This is a genomic window from Pseudomonas sp. P97.38 (genome assembly GCF_001269745.1).
GTDB classification, from domain to species: Bacteria; Pseudomonadota; Gammaproteobacteria; order Pseudomonadales; family Pseudomonadaceae; genus Aquipseudomonas; species Aquipseudomonas chlororaphis_E.
The window spans coordinates 106,081-124,055 of sequence record NZ_LHVJ01000011.1 but is presented as its reverse complement, the minus strand read 5'-3'; the positions used below and the strand labels follow the sequence as shown (position 1 = coordinate 124,055).

16 protein-coding genes are annotated in these 17,975 nt (G+C 64.9%); 8 read left to right on the top strand and 8 right to left on the bottom strand.

The annotated features are described in order from the left end of the window. Positions 1 to 144: 144 nt before the first annotated feature. Positions 145 to 1,302: a nitric oxide-sensing protein NosP gene (nosP, locus tag AD664_RS06185; RefSeq protein WP_042730214.1), complete on the top strand. Its 1,158-nt coding sequence runs from the start codon at positions 145 to 147 to the stop codon at positions 1,300 to 1,302. Next, positions 1,232 to 3,874, top strand: coding sequence for a hybrid sensor histidine kinase/response regulator NahK/ErcS' (gene nahK, locus AD664_RS06180; RefSeq protein WP_083454147.1), 2,643 nt, complete (start codon positions 1,232 to 1,234; stop codon positions 3,872 to 3,874). Before nosP ends, nahK begins: the two co-directional genes overlap by 71 nt. A gap of 192 nt (positions 3,875 to 4,066) precedes the next feature. On the opposite strand, the gene AD664_RS06175 is transcribed toward nahK, so the two are convergent. The 6 genes from AD664_RS06175 to AD664_RS06150 all read right to left on the bottom strand — a co-directional run bounded on the left by AD664_RS06175 (position 4,067) and on the right by AD664_RS06150 (position 9,282). Next, positions 4,067 to 4,732, bottom strand: a complete 666-nt coding sequence (locus AD664_RS06175) for a response regulator transcription factor (protein WP_053145460.1) — start codon at positions 4,730 to 4,732, stop codon at positions 4,067 to 4,069. A 53-nt stretch (positions 4,733 to 4,785) separates the two neighbouring features. Next, the gene (locus tag AD664_RS06170) at positions 4,786 to 5,319 is read right to left on the bottom strand and encodes a PQQ-dependent catabolism-associated CXXCW motif protein (RefSeq protein ID WP_053145187.1); all 534 of its coding nucleotides are present in this window, start codon (positions 5,317 to 5,319) and stop codon (positions 4,786 to 4,788) included. Between the two features lie 245 nt (positions 5,320 to 5,564). Next, positions 5,565 to 6,356 carry an ABC transporter permease gene (locus tag AD664_RS06165; RefSeq protein WP_053145185.1) on the bottom strand — a complete coding sequence of 264 codons (792 nt, stop codon included), beginning with the start codon at positions 6,354 to 6,356 and terminating at the stop codon, positions 5,565 to 5,567. Further along, on the bottom strand, positions 6,353 to 7,084 hold the full coding sequence (locus AD664_RS06160) for an ABC transporter ATP-binding protein (protein WP_053145183.1): 732 nt from the start codon (positions 7,082 to 7,084) through the stop codon (positions 6,353 to 6,355). The genes AD664_RS06165 and AD664_RS06160 overlap by 4 nt, the downstream gene beginning before the upstream one ends. After that, entirely contained in the window at positions 7,081 to 8,070 is a 990-nt protein-coding gene (locus AD664_RS06155; RefSeq protein ID WP_042729328.1) for a YVTN family beta-propeller repeat protein, read from the bottom strand. The genes AD664_RS06160 and AD664_RS06155 overlap by 4 nt, the downstream gene beginning before the upstream one ends. Positions 8,071 to 8,097: 27 nt before the next feature. Next, the gene (locus AD664_RS06150; protein WP_053145181.1) at positions 8,098 to 9,282 is read right to left on the bottom strand and encodes an ABC transporter substrate-binding protein; all 1,185 of its coding nucleotides are present in this window, start codon (positions 9,280 to 9,282) and stop codon (positions 8,098 to 8,100) included. Positions 9,283 to 9,692: 410 nt separating this feature from the next. On the opposite strand from AD664_RS06150, the gene AD664_RS06145 reads away from it, so the two are divergent. Both AD664_RS06145 and AD664_RS06140 read left to right on the top strand, forming a co-directional pair. Beyond that, positions 9,693 to 10,949 carry a sensor histidine kinase gene (locus tag AD664_RS06145; protein ID WP_053145179.1) on the top strand — a complete coding sequence of 419 codons (1,257 nt, stop codon included), beginning with the start codon at positions 9,693 to 9,695 and terminating at the stop codon, positions 10,947 to 10,949. Continuing rightward, positions 10,949 to 11,587, top strand: coding sequence for a response regulator transcription factor (locus AD664_RS06140; RefSeq protein WP_042729331.1), 639 nt, complete (start codon positions 10,949 to 10,951; stop codon positions 11,585 to 11,587). Before AD664_RS06145 ends, AD664_RS06140 begins: the two co-directional genes overlap by 1 nt. Before the next feature lie 175 nt (positions 11,588 to 11,762). On the opposite strand, the gene AD664_RS06135 is transcribed toward AD664_RS06140, so the two are convergent. Continuing rightward, positions 11,763 to 12,407, bottom strand: coding sequence for a pentapeptide repeat-containing protein (locus tag AD664_RS06135; protein WP_053145177.1), 645 nt, complete (start codon positions 12,405 to 12,407; stop codon positions 11,763 to 11,765). A gap of 147 nt (positions 12,408 to 12,554) precedes the next feature. After that, positions 12,555 to 14,378, bottom strand: a complete 1,824-nt coding sequence (gene exaA, locus AD664_RS06130) for a quinoprotein ethanol dehydrogenase (RefSeq protein WP_371260949.1) — start codon at positions 14,376 to 14,378, stop codon at positions 12,555 to 12,557. A gap of 309 nt (positions 14,379 to 14,687) precedes the next feature. On the opposite strand from exaA, the gene pedF reads away from it, so the two are divergent. Genes pedF through AD664_RS06110 form a run of 4 tightly spaced genes read left to right on the top strand, consistent with a single transcriptional unit; the run spans position 14,688 to position 17,752 of the window. Further along, the gene (gene pedF / locus AD664_RS06125) at positions 14,688 to 15,149 is read left to right on the top strand and encodes a cytochrome c-550 PedF (RefSeq protein WP_053145173.1); all 462 of its coding nucleotides are present in this window, start codon (positions 14,688 to 14,690) and stop codon (positions 15,147 to 15,149) included. A gap of 5 nt (positions 15,150 to 15,154) precedes the next feature. After that, positions 15,155 to 16,030 carry an ABC transporter substrate-binding protein gene (locus AD664_RS06120; protein WP_053145171.1) on the top strand — a complete coding sequence of 292 codons (876 nt, stop codon included), beginning with the start codon at positions 15,155 to 15,157 and terminating at the stop codon, positions 16,028 to 16,030. 53 nt (positions 16,031 to 16,083) lie between these two features. Then, positions 16,084 to 16,800: a quinoprotein dehydrogenase-associated SoxYZ-like carrier gene (locus AD664_RS06115; protein WP_256207080.1), complete on the top strand. Its 717-nt coding sequence runs from the start codon at positions 16,084 to 16,086 to the stop codon at positions 16,798 to 16,800. Positions 16,801 to 16,816: 16 nt separating this feature from the next. Then, positions 16,817 to 17,752, top strand: a complete 936-nt coding sequence (locus AD664_RS06110) for a quinoprotein relay system zinc metallohydrolase 1 (protein ID WP_053145167.1) — start codon at positions 16,817 to 16,819, stop codon at positions 17,750 to 17,752. Positions 17,753 to 17,975 lie beyond the last annotated feature (223 nt).

The window sequence follows — 17,975 nt, the reverse complement described above, 5'->3', positions numbered from 1 at the left end:
CAAGCGCCCTCGCCACGCTCTCGAAGGGCTTGCCGCCGTTTTCTCATCCCATCGAAGCGTCCACCCACTACCCAAGTAGCATTCGTCGCCCCGGCCTATCTTCGTACACTCAAGGTCCCTATCACGCACTCGCCGGAGGCGTAAATGCAGCAGGCAGAAGGCGTGGTCAGCGCCATGTCCGCGGCGACGGATGTCCAGGAAGTGGCCCAGGCGCTGGCGCGGCAGTTGTTGCACCCGCACCTGGGTTTCGTGCTGTTTTTCTGTTCCGCCGCCTACGACCTGCCGGCCCTCGGCCAGGCACTGTCCCAGAGCTTCGGCGGGATTCGCCTGGTGGGTTGCACCAGCGCGGGTGAAATCACCCCCCAGGGCTACGGGCGCAATTGTGTGACGGCGGTGGGGTTCGACCACCGGCATTTTTCCATCGCCGCCGAGCTGATCGGTGAAATGGAACACTTCAGCCTGATCGACGCCCAGCAGATGGTCGAGCGTCTGGCCGGCGGGTGTCGCAGCAACGCCCTGGCGCCGATCAAGGGCCACAGTTTTGCGCTGACCCTGCTCGACGGTTTGTCCAGTCGCGAGGAAATGGTCCTGGCGGCCTTGAGCGCAGCGCTGGGCGACATCCCGCATTTCGGCGGTTCGGCCGGCGACGACAACCACCTGACCCACACCCACGTGTACTTCGAAGGCCAGTTCCACAGCGGCGCGGCGGTGGTGGTGCTGATCAATACCTGGCTGGAATTCGAGGTCTTCACCACCCACCACATCCTGCCCCGGGAAGAAAAACTGGTGGTGACCGGCGCCGATAGCGCCTCGCGACGGGTCTACGAGCTCAACGCCGAGCCCGCCGCCGAGGAGTACGCCCGGCATATCGGCGTGCCGGTGAGTGCCCTCGACTACCGGGTGTTCGCCGCACATCCATTGGCGGTGCGCATCAACGACCAGTACTACGTGCGGGCGATCCAACAGGTGCATCCGGACCTGAGCCTGAGTTTCTATTGCGCGGTGGAGAACGGCATCGTCCTCACGGCGATGACGCCAGGGCCGTTGCTGGACAACCTGCAGGCCCTGTTCGACGGCTTGCAGGCGCGGCTCGGCGACGTGCTGCTGACCATTGGCTGCGATTGTTTCCTGAGGCGCCTGGAGCTCGAAGACCGCGGCGGCCTGGAGCAGATCGGCCAATTCCTGCGCGAGCAGCGGGTGCTGGGGTTCAACACCTATGGAGAACAGTTCAATGGCATGCACATCAACCAGACGTTCACCGGAGTTGCCATTGCCCGTCATCGCGCCCCCGGCCATCGCTGAGCTGCAGGCCCAACTGGCCAAGCTCGAACACGAGAACCGCAAGCTGCGGCGGATCAACGCGGCACTGATCGAACGCGTGGAGTCCGGGGTGACCCGTGGCAACGACCCGTACGCGGCGTTCCAGCATTCGGTGGTGCTGGCCGAACAAGTGCGCGAACGCACCGACGCGCTGAACCAGGCCATGGCCGAGCTCAAGGCCGGCAATCACTTGCTGGGCGAGGCGCGGTTGCGGGCGGAAACCGCCCATCGGCACCTGATCGACGCCATCGAGAGCATCTCCGATGCGTTCGTGCTGTTCGACGCGCAGCAGCGCATCGTCCTGTTCAACAGCCGCTTCAAGGCCTTCTGGGCCCACAGCCGGGCGCGCATCATCGCCGGGATGCGTCTGTGCGAGGTCAAGCGCCTGATGACCGCCAACGGCCTGTTCAGCGAGGAGCCGCGGGGGCAGGCCGACGAGCACGTGCTGTACCGCATGCAGAACGGTCGCTGGCTGCAGGTCAGCGAGCGGCCGACCCAGGAAGGCGGGCGGGTGATGCTGTTCACCGACATCACCGACGTCAAGCTCAGTGAAACCGTGCGTCGCGAGCAAGCCATCGCGCAGAAGTCCCACCTGCTGCAACGGGCCGTGGACAACCTGTCCCAGGGCGTGGCGATGGTCAATGCCCAGGGTGTGCTGGAGTTGTGGAACCGGCGTTTCCTCGAACTCAGCGGCCTGGCTCCCGTGGCGGCCCATCGTTCGTTCAGCGAAGTGATTGGCGACTCCGAGCTGCAATTGCTGACCCCGGCCAGCCGCGACAGCAACGGCCGCTCGATCCACGAATGCGAACAGCGCCTGTCGGACGGCCGGGTCCTGGAGATCCGCACCCATCCGCTGCCCACTGGTGGCTACGTCAATACCTTCACCGACATCACCGAGCGCTACCAGCATGCCGAGGCACTGAGCGAAAGCGAGCGCTGGATCCGCTTGATCACCGACCACGTGCCCGCGCTGATCGCCTACCTCAACGCCGACCTGGTCTATGAATTCACCAACAAAGTCTACGAGCAGTGGTACTGCTGGCCCCGTGGCGTGATGCTCGGCCAGAGCCTGCGCGAAGCCCACAGCGAGCAGCATTACCAGCGCCTGGAAGCCTACGTGGCCCGTGCGCTGGCGGGCGAAAGCGTGACGTTCGAGTTCGCCGAAACCAACATCAACAACCAGGAGCGCTACATGCTGCGCTCCTACGTGCCCAACCGCCTGGCCAATGGTGAAGTGGTGGGGATCTTCGTGCTCATCCGCGACATCACCGAACGCCGACGCACGGCCGAGGCACTGCACCAGGCCTATCAGAACCTGGAGCAGCGGGTCCAGGAACGCACCGCCGAACTGACGTGTCTCAACGACCAGTTGCTGCGAGAAATCGATGAGCGCAGCCGGGTGGAAGTGCGCCTGCGCGAGGCCAAGCGAGAGGCCGAGCAGGCCAACTTGTCGAAAACCAAGTTCCTCGCCGCGGTCAGCCATGACCTGCTGCAACCGCTCAACGCCGCGCGGCTGTTCACCAGCGCGTTGCTGGAGCGTCGCGAGCCGGTCGCCAACGCGCACCTGGTGCGCAATGTGAGCAATTCACTGGAAGACGTGGAGAACTTGCTCGGCACCCTGGTGGACATCTCCAAGCTGGACGCCGGCGTGATCAAGGCCGATGTCGCGCCGTTCGGCCTGAGCGAACTGCTCGACAACCTGGCGGCCGAGTATGCCCAGGTGGCCCGCAGCGAGGGGCTGGCGCTGCACTTTGTCGGCTGTTCGGTGCTGGTGCGCAGTGACATGCAGTTGCTGGCGCGGATCCTGCGCAACCTGTTGAGCAACGCCATTCGCTACACCCCCAGCGGGCGCATCGTGCTGGGCTGCCGACGGCATCGTGGGCAGGTGTCGATCCAGGTCTGGGACAGCGGCATTGGCATCGCCGAAGACCGGCTCGAGGAAATTTTCCAGGAGTTCAAGCGCGGCGATGTGCAGCGGCCCAACCAGGACCGAGGGTTGGGCCTGGGGCTGGCGATCGTCGAGAAAATTGCCGGGATCCTCGGGCATCGGATTCAGGTGCGCTCGTGGCCGGGCAAGGGCTCGATGTTCGCCATCGACGTGCCCCTGAGCGCCACGGCGCCCAAGCCGTTGCCGTGTCCGGACATGAGCGAACCGATGCTGGGGCGCCTGCGCGGTGCCCGGGTCTGGGTGCTGGACAACGATGCGGCGATCTGTGCCGGCATGCGCACCTTGCTGGAAGGCTGGGGCTGCCAGGTGACGACGGCGTTGTCGGAGCAGGACCTGGCGCGCCAGATGGACGACGACCCCGCCGGCGCCGATCTGCTGATCGCCGACTATCACCTGGACCACGACCAGAACGGCGTCGACGCGGTGGCCCGGATCAACGCCCGGCGCACGGCGCCGATCCCGGCCATGATGATTACCGCCAATTACAGCAACGAACTCAAGCAGCAGATCCGCGAGCGCGGCCACACTCTAATGCACAAGCCGGTGCGCCCGATGAAGCTGAAAATCGCGATGAGTCATCTGTTAGGCGGGGGCCAGAGCCACTAGGCCGAAGCTATCTGTGGCGAGGGAGCTTGCTCCCGCTGGGGCGCGCAGCGGCCCCCCAGGGCTGTGGCGTGGCCTATCGAATTGAGCTCATCCGGCCTTTTTCTGGGGCTGCTGCGCAGCCCAGCGGGAGCAAGCTCCCTCGCCACAGTGAGCAAATGCCATCGGAGCAACAGTCAGTCGATGGATTGCCCTTCAACGCCGCAGATAAGCCCCAAAATCAATATCCCCTGCGCTGAGGATCGCCTGCACTCGGTTGTGCACGTTGAGTTTGCGCAGGATCGCCGAGACGTGGGCCTTGACCGTGGTTTCGGCGATGTCCAGGGTGTAGGCGATCTGTTTGTTCGACTCGCCCTTGGTCATGCGTTCGAGCACCAGCAGTTGCTTGCGGGTCAGGGCCTGGAGCAGTTCGGCGGGGAAGGCCGGGGTTTCGTTCAGGCGGCGGCCCGCCGGGCTTTTCTGCGTGCGGATGATGTCTGGCGGCAGGTAGACGTTGCCGTTGAGGATCTGCTCGATGGCGTCGGTCATTTGCGAGCGCGGCGAGGATTTGGTGATGAACCCCACCGCGCCATAAGTGATGGCTTGCAGCACCACCTGCTTGTCCTGTTCGGCCGAGACGATCACCACGGGAATGGTGGGGGCCTCGTTGCGCAGGTTGATCAGGCCATTGAGCCCGTGCATGCCGGGCATGTTCAAATCCAGCAGGATCAGGTCCAGGTCGTCGTGTTCGGTGGTCAATGCCAGGGCACTGTCCAGGTCGGCGGTTTCCATGACCTCGCTGCCGGGAAAACCGTCGCTGATGACGTTGTGGATGGCTTCGCGAAACAGAGGGTGATCGTCGGCTATCAGAATTTTATACATGGCCATTCACCTCGTTATTGTGTTGTGGCTGGAGCAGGTGCACGCATTCAGGATCAGGGAAAAGGTAGAGGGCGGGCCGCTTGCAGGGGCAGGTTGGCTGCCTCCCAGGCATCGAGGCCATCGCGATACCAGTACAGATGCTTATAGCCCATGGCGGCGGCGCGTTTTACCGCGTTCCAGCTCAACCAGCAATCGGAGCGGCAATAAAAGACCAGTGGTTGCTCCAGGCGTCCGGCGGTGGCGTCGCGCAGGTGGCGGCTGAAGTAGTCCTGCCAGGCCGGCTCCAGTTCACCGTCGCCGGTATTGGCCAGCCACAGGCTGCCGGGCAGGTTGGCGTGAGGTTCGTTGTCGATGAAGCGCCCCTGGAGCCAGGGCCGTCGGTAGACGTCCACCAGCACCGGCGGCGGATCCTGTTCGAGCAGGTGCTGCAGGGCGGGGGTGTCGAGGGTTTGAGCGCCGTCGACGGTGCTCGGCGTCGGGCTGCGGTACTGGGCAATGCGGTAGCCCTGCGGGGAAAACAGCAACGTGTCGGCCTGCGCGGCATTCAGCGCCAGGCCCAGCAAGACCATGGCCAGCAAACGGGGCATAGGATTTATCCTTTTTGTTATGCGCCCATTACATGCCAGGGTCGAGGTCTTGTGAATGCGACCATAGACAGGAAAACCAGTACTAAAGTCGTAATTCGGGATTTGTAACTTCCATTCAACCCTGTGGGAGCGAGCTTGCTCGCGATGGCGGTTTGTCAGTCATCTCTAATGTTGACTGAACTACCGCTATCGCGAGCAAGCTCGCTCCCACAGGAGTCCACCCACAAGGGATTGGCGTGAGCCGATCAACCCGCCTTGCGCAGCGCCGCATGCTGGGGGTTGAACGTCCACACCGCCAGCAGGGCGAACACCAGCGTCAGGCCGGCGCACACCCCCAGTGCCAGCGGATTGAATTGCTCGTACAACGCGAAGCGCACCAGCTCCACCCCATGGGTGAACGGGTTCAGCGCACAGAGCCAGTACAACCAGGGGCTGGCCTCGAGCATTTTCCACAGCGGGTACAACGCCGAGGACAGGAAGAACATCGGGAAGATCACGAAATTCATCACCCCGGCAAAGTTCTCCAGTTGCCGGATCGCATTGGACAGCAGCAGGCCCAGGGCACTGAGCATCAGCGCCACCAGCAACAGCGCCGGCAATGCCAGCAGCAGGCCCATGACCGGCGGCTGGATGCCGTACAACCAGGCAATGGCGAGAAAGGCGTAGACCTGCAGCAGCGAGATCAACGACGTCGCCACAAGCTTGCTCGCCAGCAGGAAGGCACGGGGCAGGGGACTGGTCAGCAGCACGCGCATGCTGCCCATTTCCCGGTCGTAGACCATCGACAAGGAGCCTTGCATGCCGTTGAACAACAGGATCATGCAGGCCAGCCCGGGCACGATGTACACCTCGTAGGGGATGTAGGTGTCGTAGGGGGCGATGATCGCGATGCCCAGGGCCGCGCGAAAGCCGGCGGCGAACACCAGCAGCCACAGCAGCGGGCGCACCAGGGCGCTGAGCAGGCGGGTGCGTTGCAGCACGAAGCGCAACCCTTCGCGCATGACGATGCCGCTGAAACATTGCCAATAGGCGTTCATGACGCAGCTCCCGCAGCGGTCAATCGGCTGAAGGCCGAGCCCAGGGTGCCGCCATGGGCCTGGCTGACGCTGTCGGCGCGGCCACGGGCGACCAGTCGGCCCTGGTGCAGGATCAACAGGTCATCGCTGGGTTGCACTTCGTCCAGCAGGTGGGTGGTCCACAGCACGCTGATACCCTGCACCCGGCACAACTGGCGGATGTGTTCACCCAGGGCCAGGCGACTGGCCGGGTCGAGGCCGACACTCGGCTCGTCGAGCAACAGCAGGCGCGGCTCGTGCAACAGCGCCCGGGCGATTTCCACGCGGCGCCGATGACCGCCATTGAGGTCGCGCACCCGCTCGTGGCGCCGCTCGGTCAGTTGCTGGCGCGCCAGTTCGGCGTCGATCCGGGCGGCGCCCTGGCGTCGCGACCAACCCTGCAGGGCGATGTGATAACGCAGGTTCTGTTCGACGCTGAGGTCCAGGTCCAGGGTGCTTTGCTGGAACACCACGCCCAGTTGCCGCAGCGCCGGACGGGGCGCCGCTTGCAGCGAATGACCGCCGACGCGGATGTCACCGCGCTGCACATCGTAAAGGCGCGTGAGCAAGGCAATCAGCGTCGATTTGCCGGCGCCGTTGGGCCCCAGCAGTGCCGTGAAATGCCCGGCCGGCAGGCTGAAATTCATCTGCCGGAGGGCCTCGCGCGCACCGTAGGCGAAGCTCAGGTCGCTGACCTCCAGCGCGTTCATGGCGTCACCACCACGCCCCAGGGGTAGCGCCCGACCTTCACCGACTTGAGCACCTTGCGGCTCTCGACGTCGATCACCGAGACATCGCCGCTCACGCCATTGGTTGCCAGCAACTGGCGCTGGTCCGGGGTGAACGCCAGTTGCCAGACCCGCCGGCCCACCAGCAGGTAATCGAGCACTTCGAAGGTCTTCGCGTCGATCACCGCCACATGATTGGCCGGGCCGAGGGCGACGAACGCGTACTTGCCGTCGGCGCTGAGCTTGATGCCCACCGGCTGGACCTTGTCCGGGTGCACGCCCTTGATCTGGAACGTCAGGGTCTTGAGCACCTGGCGCGTGGCGACGTCGAGTATCGTCAGGGTGCCGCCGATTTCCGCCGAGGCCCACAGCTGGGTGCCGTCGCGACTGAATTCGACGAAGCGTGGCCGCTGGTCCACCAGGGTGCTGTCGGCCAGGGTCTGGGTGCTGGTGTCGATCCAGTGCAGCATGTTGGTGGTTTCACTGGTGTTGACCGCCCACTTGCCGTCGGGGCTGACGGCCATGCCTTCGGGCTCGACCCCGACGCCAACCTGGCCCAGCACCTGGGAGGTCTGGGTGTCGATCACCGTTACCAGCGCGTCGTCCTCGTTGGAGACGTAGAGCCAGCGGTCGTTGGGGTGCAGGGCGAATTGCTCGGGGTCCTTGCCGGAGGGCAGTTCCTTGATGATCTTGCGGGTGGCCACGTCCATCACCTGGACCCGGTCCGAATCGCTGGCGCAGATGTACAGCAGCCGATTGTCGTGGGACAGCAACAGGCCGCGGGGGCGCTGGCCCACCGGCAGGGTCTCGATGACCTCCAGGCTCTGCATGTCGATCAGGCTCAGGCTGTTGTCTTTTTCGTTGGAGACCCAGGCGATGCTGGCGGCGGCCGGGCCGGCGGCGAGCAACACAGCGCCGAGGGCGAGAACCTGGCAGAGCAGGGTCGGTTGGAACAGCGGGCGGCGCATGGCGGTTTTCCTTATTGTTGTGTGCGATCAGGGGTAGCGACAGCTCACTTCGGGCTGGTCGTAGCCCAGGCTGTCCATTTCATTGGTGGGATGCAGGAAGCCCTCTTGGGGCGAAGTGCTGACCAGCGCGCGCGGCTGGACCAGGGGAATCGGTTGGCGCAGTTGGCCGTTCCAGGGGCGGTAGCTGAGTTTGCGGCCCTTGAAGCCGTCCAGGGGCAATTGGTCGCCCAGGGCCAGTTGGCGGATGGCGAAGGGGTCGTCCTGGCGCAGTTTGCTCACCGCGCTGGCGATGCTGCGCACGGCGATCCAGGCCGCGAAGTCGCGGTCGTTCATCCAGCGGCCGGCCAGGTTCTCGAAGCGTTTCTGCAACTGGGCGGCGCCGTAGGTTTCCACGGTCTTGTGCCAGCCGGTGGGGGTCAGCCCCTGCGTGCCGGCGACCGGGCGCGGGTACCAGGTCTGGTAGGGCAGGTATTCGCCAAAATCGCCGCGCTCATCGGCCACCAGCACCACGTCGTACTCGGCGGCTTGGGTGAACAGCGGCATGTCGGCCTGGGCGCTGCGGCGTTGGTCGTTGTCGAACTGCCAGGCCTTTTCGGCGACGATTTTCATTCCGAAGCGCTTCATCGCCCGGCGCAGGGCGGCGGCGTAGGCCTGGTCGTCGGCAGTCTGGCCGACGATCAACAGCGCCCGCTGCCATTTGCGCACCACGCTGAACTGCACCAGCGCATCGGCGAGCATGGCCCGGTCGGGCAGGCTGTGCAGCACGTTGCCCAGGCAGTCGGTGGTGCGCAGGCTGTCGTCGGGGCTGCCGGCGTTGAAGATCAGGCTGTCGGGCAGGGCGGCGCTGAGTTGGCGCAGGCTCGCCGCCGGGGCATTCACCACGAACAGCCGCAAGCCCTGTTCATGCTGGGCGCGGGCCGCCTGCAGCAGGGCTTCGGGGGTGTCGACCTGGGCGCTTTCCAGGCGGTAGTCCTGCTTCAGGAAACGCCCGGTGCTGTTGCTGTCGATCACCGCCAGTTCGGCGCCGCGCAGCCCCGCGTCGGAGGGTTCGGCGATCACGTTGGACAGCAATGGCCCTGGGTCGGGGCGATAGCCCAGGTAACCGATGCGCACTTGCAAGGGCGTGTTCTCAGCAGCCTGGACGACGCCCGGCAGCCAGCCACTGGCCGCTGCCAGCAAGGGAATCAAGGCGTAACTGACGAGCCGGCGCATACCACCTCCATTGCAGGTAGCGCCAGCATAGGAAGCCGTTGGGCCCGGGGAAATATGCAGAAAGTACCGCCGGGCCAGTACCAAGGTAGTAACCCGCCGCGGGTGCCGGGGTTTTAGCATGCAGGCATGGGGCATTCATCAGGGAGCGCACAGATTGTGCGAATGTTCAAAGCGCTGCTCTTGCCGCTGTTGCTGATCCTGAGCCTGGTTGGAGTGGATCGGTTTTCTGCCAGGCACAAAACATTCAAACACCCGCAATCCCCTGTGGGAGCGGGCTTGCTCGCGAAGGCGGCAGTCCTGTCGATGCCGATGCAAGCTGACCCATCGCTTTCGCGAGCAAGCCCGCTCCCACAAAGGAACTGTGGCGTGCATGAAGGTTGTGCGTCAGTTCCGACAACAGGCCGCTAACCATGTCAGCCCTCTGGCGAATCAATCTCTGGGTCACGGTGTTCTTCGCCCTGGTGACCCTGGCCTGCGCCACGCTGCTGTTGCACCAGGCCGTCGCCGATGTGCAGCGCGAACTGCAATCGGCCGGGTCGGTGGTGCATTACCTGCGCGAAACCGCCGAACGCGACCCGGCCAGCCTGCAACCGCGACTCACCGGCAGCCTGCGCCACGTCCGCGTCCGTTGGTTGGCGCCGGGGGAACAGTTTCCGGCCGATCCCGACGCCGGGCTCAAGGACTGGCTCGGCCAGCGGTTGCTGGAGGATGGGCCCGCCCCTCAAGTGGTGGACCTGCGGGACGGTCGACGGGCCTGGATTGCGGTCGATCCTCGGGACGAAATCGATGAGATCCTCGACTCGCTGGTGCAACTGCTGGGCGTCTGCGCCCTGGCTCTGTTGGTCAGCCTGTTGGTGATTCGCTGGGCGGTGCGCCAGGGCATGCGCCTGCTGGATGAGTTGCTCGATGCGCTGCGTCAGGTGTCCGCCGGGAACCTGCACGTGCGCCTGCCGGCCGAAGGCGTGCCTGAAGCCCAGCAACTGGCCGGGCATTTCAACCGGATGACCGCCGCGCTGGCCCAGGCCCAGGCCGACAATGCCCGGCTCACCCAGGCGCTGTTGGCCGTGCAGGAGCAGGAGCGCACCCAGCTGGCCCAGACCCTGCACGATGACCTGGGCCAGTATGTGGCGGGCATTCGCGCTCGCGCCTGCCTGCTGCGCCTGGTGCTGGACCAGCCTCCGGTGCTGGAGCAGACGGTCGGTCAGTTGGAGGAACACTGCGAGCATTTACAGCAGGGGTTCCGCGCGCTGGTGCATGACCTGTACCCGGTGGTCTTGCAGCACTTGTCGTTGCACGAAGCCGTCGGCTTGCTTGCCGGGCAATGGCAGAAGAACCAGGGCATCGCTTGCCAGGTGCACATCGATCAAGCGCTGCCGGCGTTGCCGGGGGCGGAAAAAACTCATCTGTATCGCTTGTTGCAGGAAGCGTTGACCAACGTGGCCCGGCATGCGGGCGCCACACGGGTGCGGATCCGCCTGCAACACCGGGCCGGGCGCCTGCGCCTGCTGGTGCGTGACAACGGCCGCGGTGCGAAGCAGCCGCCGCGCGCCGGCGTGGGCCTGCATTCGATGATGGAGCGGGCCCGCAGCCTCGGCGGCGAGTTGCGCATTATCAGCCAGCCCGGCGACGGTTGGGCGCTGGCCTTGAACATGCCTCTGGAGGGCTGATGAACATTTTGCTGGTGGATGATCATGCGGTGGTTCGGCAGGGCTATGCCAGCCTGCTGCGGGCACTGATGCCGGACTTGCAGGTGCGGGAGGCGGCCACCGGAGAGGAGGCGCTGAACCTGGTCCAGGAGCAACTGCCTCACCTGGTGATCATGGACTTTGGCCTGCCAGGCATCAGCGGGTTGGAAACCACCCGGCGCCTGCGCCAGCGCCTGCCGCAACTGCGGGTGTTGTTCTTCAGCATGCACGACGAACTGCCGTTGGTGCGTCAGGCCCTGGACGCCGGCGCGGCGGGCTACCTGACCAAGAATTCGGCGCCCCAGGTGCTGGTGGAAGCGGTCCGCCGGGTGCTGGCCGGGCATGCCTACATCGAACAGTCCCTGGCGACGCAGCTGGCCTGCGCCAGCTCCCGGCACGCTGTCGATCCGCGCCTGCAATGCATGACCCAGCGCGAGCTGGAAATCTTCGTCATGCTCGCCAAGGGCACCCCGGCGCGCACGATTGCCGAGCAGTTGTGCATCAGCGCCAAGACCGTCTCCAACCACCTGACGCTGCTCAAGAGCAAGCTGCAGGTCAGCTCTCATGCCGAATTGGTGCATCTGGGGATCGATCTGGGGGTGGTGCGGGTGGCGGGGTGAACATCTGATCTGAAAGACCTACCCGATTGTGGCGAGGGAGCTTGCTCCCGCTGGGGTGCGGAGCGCCCCCAAAAACCGGCACTTCGGTGTGCCAGGTTCATTGAGTTGTCCCTATTGGGGCTGCTTCGCAACCCAGCGGGAGCAAGCTCCCTCGCCACAGGGGGGCACGACAGGCTCACTGATCCCAGGAGGTTGGACACCCCTCGCAGCCTTCCATGTTCGCATTCTGGAAATTGCCGTAGTGCTGGCGTGAGCCGCTCAGGTTGGCCTGCGCCAGTTTGCTTTCCCCCAGCTTGGCTTCTTGCAGGTTGGCGTCGCGCAAGTCGGCGGCCGTGAGGTCGGCCTTGCTCAGCCAGGCCATTTCCAGGTCGGCGGCCTGCAGGTTGGCGCCTTGCAGTCTGGCGCCGGACAGGCGGGCGAATTGCAGGTAGGCCGCGCTCAGGTCGGCCCGCTGGAACTGCGCACCCTGGGCAAACAGCCCCCAACCCTGGATGGCCTTGAGCGTGGCGTCGCTGAAGTCGGCCAGGCGCAGGTTGCTCTGTTGCAGGCTGGCGCGGGTCAGGTTGGCGCCTTGTAACTGGGCTTTCTCCAGGTTGGCCAGGTCCAGGCGTGCGTGCCGCAGGTCGGCATCGCGCAGATCGGCGCCGCTAAGGTTCATTTTGCGCAAGTCCTGATTCGCCAGTTTTGCGCCCCGCAGATTGGCGCCGGGGCATTGGCTGGATTCGGCGATGAGGCAGCCGTTGATCGTCAGAACGGTGTCAGAGTCGTCAGCCTGGGCAAAGGTGCCGACGAGCAGAAGCAGCAATGGCAAGAGTTTCATGGCATCAACTCAGGTAAGTGTGGGAGCGGGCTTGCTCGCGATGGCGGTGGTTCAGCCAGCATTCATGTTGACTGACACTGCGCTATCGCGAGCAAGCTCGCTCCCACAGAGGGTTGTGGTGTGGGTCGGGACCCGGTTGGGCTCAAGTTATTTTTGTGCCGTGGCCTTATCCCAAGCTGGGATCTTGAACACCCAGAACGACCCGCCCTGGGCCACCGGCTTGGTCAGTTCGGCCATGTCGCCGCCCCACAACGGCACCGCGCCGCCATAGCCGACGGTGACGCCGATGTACTGCTCGCCATCCTGCTCCCAGGTGATGGGCGGAGAGACGATCCCGCTGCCGGTCTGGAATTTCCACAGCTCCTGGCCGGTCTTGGCGTCGAAGGCCTTGAAGAACCCGTCGCCGGTGCCGGTGAACACCAGGTTACCCTTGGTGGCCAGCACGCCGGCCCAGAGCGGCAAGGGCTCCTTGTGTTCCCAGACGACCTTGCCGGTGGTGGGGTTCATCGCCCGCAAGGTGCCGACGTGATCGTCGTACATGCGCTTGATGCGAAACCCCATGCCCAGGTAGGCCGAGCCTTTCTTGTAGTTCACTTCTTCGGTCCAGTACTCCTCTTTCCACTGGTTGCCGGGCACGTAGAACAGCCCGGTGTCCTGGCTGTAGGCCATGGGATTCCAGTTTTTGCCACCGAGGAACGGCGGCGAGACTTCCACCGGCTTGCCCTTGGTTTCGCCGGGCAGGGGCTTGGCCGGACGCTGGCCGGGGTTCTCCACCGGGCGGCCGGTCTTCAGGTCGATGTGGCTGGCCCAGGTGATGTTGTCGACGAAGGGAAAGGCGTTCTGCAGCTTGCCGTTGTGGCGGTCGACCACATAGAAAAAGCCGTTGCGGTCGGCGTGGGCGGTGGCCTTGACCACCTTGCCGTCCTTGTCCTTGTAGTCGAACAGCACCAGCTCGTTGTTGCCGGAAAAATCCCAGGCATCGTTGGGCGTGTGCTGGTAGAACCACTTCACTTCGCCGGTGCTCGGGTCGACGCCCACCTGGCCTGAGGTGTAGAGGCTGTCGTAATCGTGGGGGTTGCCGTCCTTGGCCGTGCGCGCCCAGGTGTTCCAAGGGCCGGGGTTGCCCGCGCCGACAATGATGGTGTTGGTCTCGGGGTCGAAGCTCGCACTCTGCCAGGGTGCGCCGCCGCCATGGCTCCAGGCTTCGACCTTGCCGGTCTCGGTGGTCTTGTCATCGGGCCAGGACGGTGCCTTGACGTCGCCGGTGGGTGTACTGTCCTTGCCGTTGAGGCGGCCCATGTGGCCTTCGACGAAGGGACGCATCCAGACCTCTTCGCCGGTCTCCGGGTCGCGGGCGAACAACTGCCCGACCACACCGAACTCGTCGCCGGAGCTGCCGTGGATCAACAGCACCTTGCCGCTGGTCTTGTCCTTGATCAGCACCGGCGCTCCGGTCATGGTGTAGCCGCCGGCGTGGTCGCCAAACTTCTTGTTCCAGACCACCTTGCCGGTGTTCTTGTCCAGGGCGACCACCCGGGCATCCAGCGTGCCGAAGTAGATTTTGTCGCCATAGATCGCCGCGCCGCGGTTGACCACATCGCAGCACGGACGGATGTTGTCCGGCAGCCGGTGGTTGTAGGTCCACAGGCGCTTGCCCGTCTTGGCATCGAGGGCAAAGACCCGCGAGTACGAGCCGGTGACGTAGACCACGCCGTCGCTGACGATGGCCTGGGACTCCTGGCCGCGCTGCTTTTCGTCGCCGAAGGAGTAGGACCAGGCGGGGGTCAGCTTGAACACGTTCTTGTCGTTGACCTGGGCCAGCGGGCTCCAGCGCTGGGCGTTGGTGCCCATGCCGTACTGCAGGACATCCCGGGTGGTCAGGTGGTCGTTGGCGATGTCTTCCCAGGTCACGCCCGGGGCAGTCGCGGCGGCGTGGGCCAGCGTGCCCAGCGTCAGGCTGCCGGCCAGCATCAGGGCCTGCACGGCAACGGCCAGGGGGGAGAAGGGGGGCAGTGTTCTTATTGTCATGGTAGCGATTCCCAGTGAGGTTTTGGCCTGACTAGGGTCGGTCGTGGTGGTGCCTGGCCGATACGGAAAAAGTCCCGCCCTTGCCGGGAAGACTTCCCGATCCGGGTGTCTTTGCGACTTGCGTCGGAGGGCTTGCTACCAAGGAACTAGACCCCGGCCACCAAAGCAGCATTCGGCGGGGAACGGGCGCTTTCTAAGATGACGGCACGGCCTCTGCAGAGAGGTTTGCGTGCAATCTGAGAGGGCATAACAATGACAACAAAACGCAACGCCATCATCGCTAGCGCCTTGCTGATGGGGCTGATCGGCGCAGGCCCGGTGTGGGCCCACGGCAACGTAGTGCCCCAGGCAGTGGAAACCAAAGGGCTGACCCCGGTCAAGGACAGCAACCTGCCGCTCGACGCCGACGGCTGGGCTTCCCAGAACCCTTATCGCAATTCCCCTGAACGCGACAAGGCGGTGGAAATCGGTGCTTCGGCGTACAACCAGAACTGTGCGGCCTGCCATGGCCTGGAGGCCAAGTCTGGCGGCATCGCCCCGGACCTGCGCATGCTCGATGCCGCCGAGGCTGGAGACGAATGGTTCGTCGAGCGCGTGCGCCACGGTGCCGTGCGCGATGGTCGGGTCTACATGCCGAAAATGGCCGACTACCTGAGCCAGGAGGCCTTGTGGGCGGTGCGCTCTTACCTGGACAGCGTGCACGTCGAGGAGTGATCGTCATGCGCCTGTTCGCGTGGGTGATATGCAGCCTGCTGCTGTGGGGCCAGGCGGTGCAGGCGCAGGTGCGCAGCTACGACCAGATGATCGCCGCCGGCGAGTTGAAGGTGGCGGTCTACAAGGACTTCGCCCCCTACAGCTTCGAAGACCAGGGCCAACCCAGGGGCGTCGACGTCGAGTTGGCGCAGGCCCTGGCCAAGGCCCTGGGCGTGCGCCTGCAATTGATCTGGGCGCCGCCGGGCGAGAAGCTCGATGACGACCTGCGCGACTACATCTGGCGCGCCAGCCCGCTGCACGACCGCCAGCTTGCCGACCTGATGATGCGGGTGCCCTACGATCACGACTACGTGCAAAAGCGCAACGATGTCGGTGAGCTGGAGAATGCCCAGGTGGTGATGTTCGGCCCCTATCAGCAGGAGTGCTGGCAGGTGGCGTTTGACCGTCGGCGCCTGGACTCGGTGGCGAGCGTCGCGGTGTTCCAGCAGCACCCCATTGGCGTTGAAGTGGACAGCGTGCCGTCGTTCTACCTGACGTCGGTGTTCAACGGCATGCTCAGCGCCAAAACCCACCATTACCCTGGCGTGAGCCAGGCCTTCAAGGCCATGCAGGCCGGGGAGGTCGATGCGGTCATGGCCATGCGCGGGGAGGTTGACTGGCAGGTGCACCAGGCGGCCGACCCGCAACTGGCGCTGGCGGAAAACGCCTACCCGAACATGGGCAAGCAGCGCTGGGAAATCGGCATGGCGGTGCATGAAAGCAACCGCCAGTTGGCCTATGCAGTGGAAGAGGCCCTGGAGGGGCTGATCCGCGACGGCAGCCTCAAGGCCATCTATGCCCATTACGGCCTGCGGTATGACGTGCCGCAGATGTATCAGTAGGGGCGCAAGGGATGAAATGGCTCGTGTGTGGGCTGTTGGGCCTTGGCCTGCCGATGATGGGGCTGGCGGCCGTCGAGCCGGAAAAGGATCCGGTGCCGTCGGTGATGTGGGCGTTCTATCACAAGCAACTGCTGGGCGATGCGCCGTTCGTGTTCGACGATCGGGTCCGGTTGTTGGCCCCGCCCTTTGCCGAAGATGCGCGCCAGGTGCCGCTGGAAATCGATGCCCGGGCCCTCGGCGTGGACGTGGTACGGGTGTTGGCCTGGGCTGAACTGAACCCGTTGCCGAAAATCGTCGATTTCCAGCCAGTGGCGCGGGTGCAGCCCTGGCTGTCGATCCGCATTCGCATCGAACAGGCCACGCCATTGCGCGCCGCCGTACAGACCCGCGATGGCCTGTGGCACGTCGGCTCGACCTTGATCGACGCGGCCGGTGGCGGCTGCACCGCGCCCAGCGTGGTGCGCACCCAGCCCGGTTGGGAAGAACACCTGGGCGAAGTGCTCGGGGCCCGCTATCCCCGGGGTGATGGCAGTCGCTTGCGTTTGCAGGTCGCCCACCCGATGGACAACGGCCTGGTGAGCGGCATCCCTGAGTTCTATCTCAACCAGGCCCAACTGCTGGGGGCCGACGGCGAAGAGTTGGCGCGCCTGGAGCTGTTCCCAGCCGTCAGCGAAAACCCCAACCTGGGCTTCGACATCCAGGGCCCGGGCCGCACCCGGTTGCTGCTGCGTGACAACAGCGGCAACGCTTTCGAAGCGGCAATTCCCTGACCCCAAGGAGTGCGCCATGCGCTGGTTGTTGTTGATCTTCATGGGCCTGTACTGGCCGGCCTGGGCCTTGGCGGACTATGGGCTCAAGCCCCGGCAGATCGCCGTGGACACCTGGCTGCTGGAAGGCAGCACCGAGAACTTTGCCAAGGCCAACGGCGGCAACATCGTCAACAGCGGCTTCATCGTCACCGACGCCGGGGTGGTGGTGATCGACACCGGGCCGTCCAAGCGCTACGGCGAGGCCCTGCGCCAGGCCATCGCGGCAACGACTGACAAACCGGTCATCCAGGTGCTGCTGACCCATCACCACCCCGACCATGTGCTCGGCAACCAGGCCTTCGGCGACGTGCCCATCGGCGCGCTGGCGGGCACCACGCAACTGTTGCGCGAGCAGGGCGATGCGCTGGCGGAGAACATGTACCGATTGGTGGGCGACTGGATGCGCGGCACCGAGGTGGTGTTGCCGACCCAGGTGCTGGTGCCTGGTCCGCTGCAGGTGGGCAATCATTCGTTGCGGCTGTTGCAGATGGCCGGGCACACCGGCGCGGACCTGGCGATCCTCGATGAAACCACGGGCGTATTGTTCGCCGGTGACCTGGTGTTCTACGAGCGCGCCCTGACCACTCCCAACAGCCCCGGACTCGATGTCTGGCTCCACGACCTGGACACCTTGCAGGCCTTGCCCTGGAAACTGATCGTGCCCGGCCACGGCCCGGTGGCAAGCGACAGCGGCTCCTTTGTGCAGATGCGCGATTACCTCGGTTGGCTCGATCAACTGATGCGCGAAGGCGCCGCACGGGGCGACGACATGGCCGAGATGATCCGCAGCCCCATCCCCGAGCGCTTCGCCGGTATCAGCCTGAGTCGGTATGAGTTGATCCGCAGTGTCAGCCACCTGTATCCGCGGTATGAGCGGGCGGGGATGAAGCGGGTGGATAGCAAGCCTCGATAATCCCGTGGCGAGGGAGCTTGCTCCCGCTGGGGCGCGCAGCGGCCCTAAAAATATCCAGCCAAACCTGATAGCCCAAGGTGGGCCAAAAATGGGGGGGGCTGCTGCGCAACCCAGCGGGAGCAAGCTCCCTCGCCACAGGGACCTGCCGCCCCGGCCTGCTCATCACATGTACCAAGGAACTAGAAAACTCAACACAGCGGGCAATTGTTGGCAGGGGCTGCGG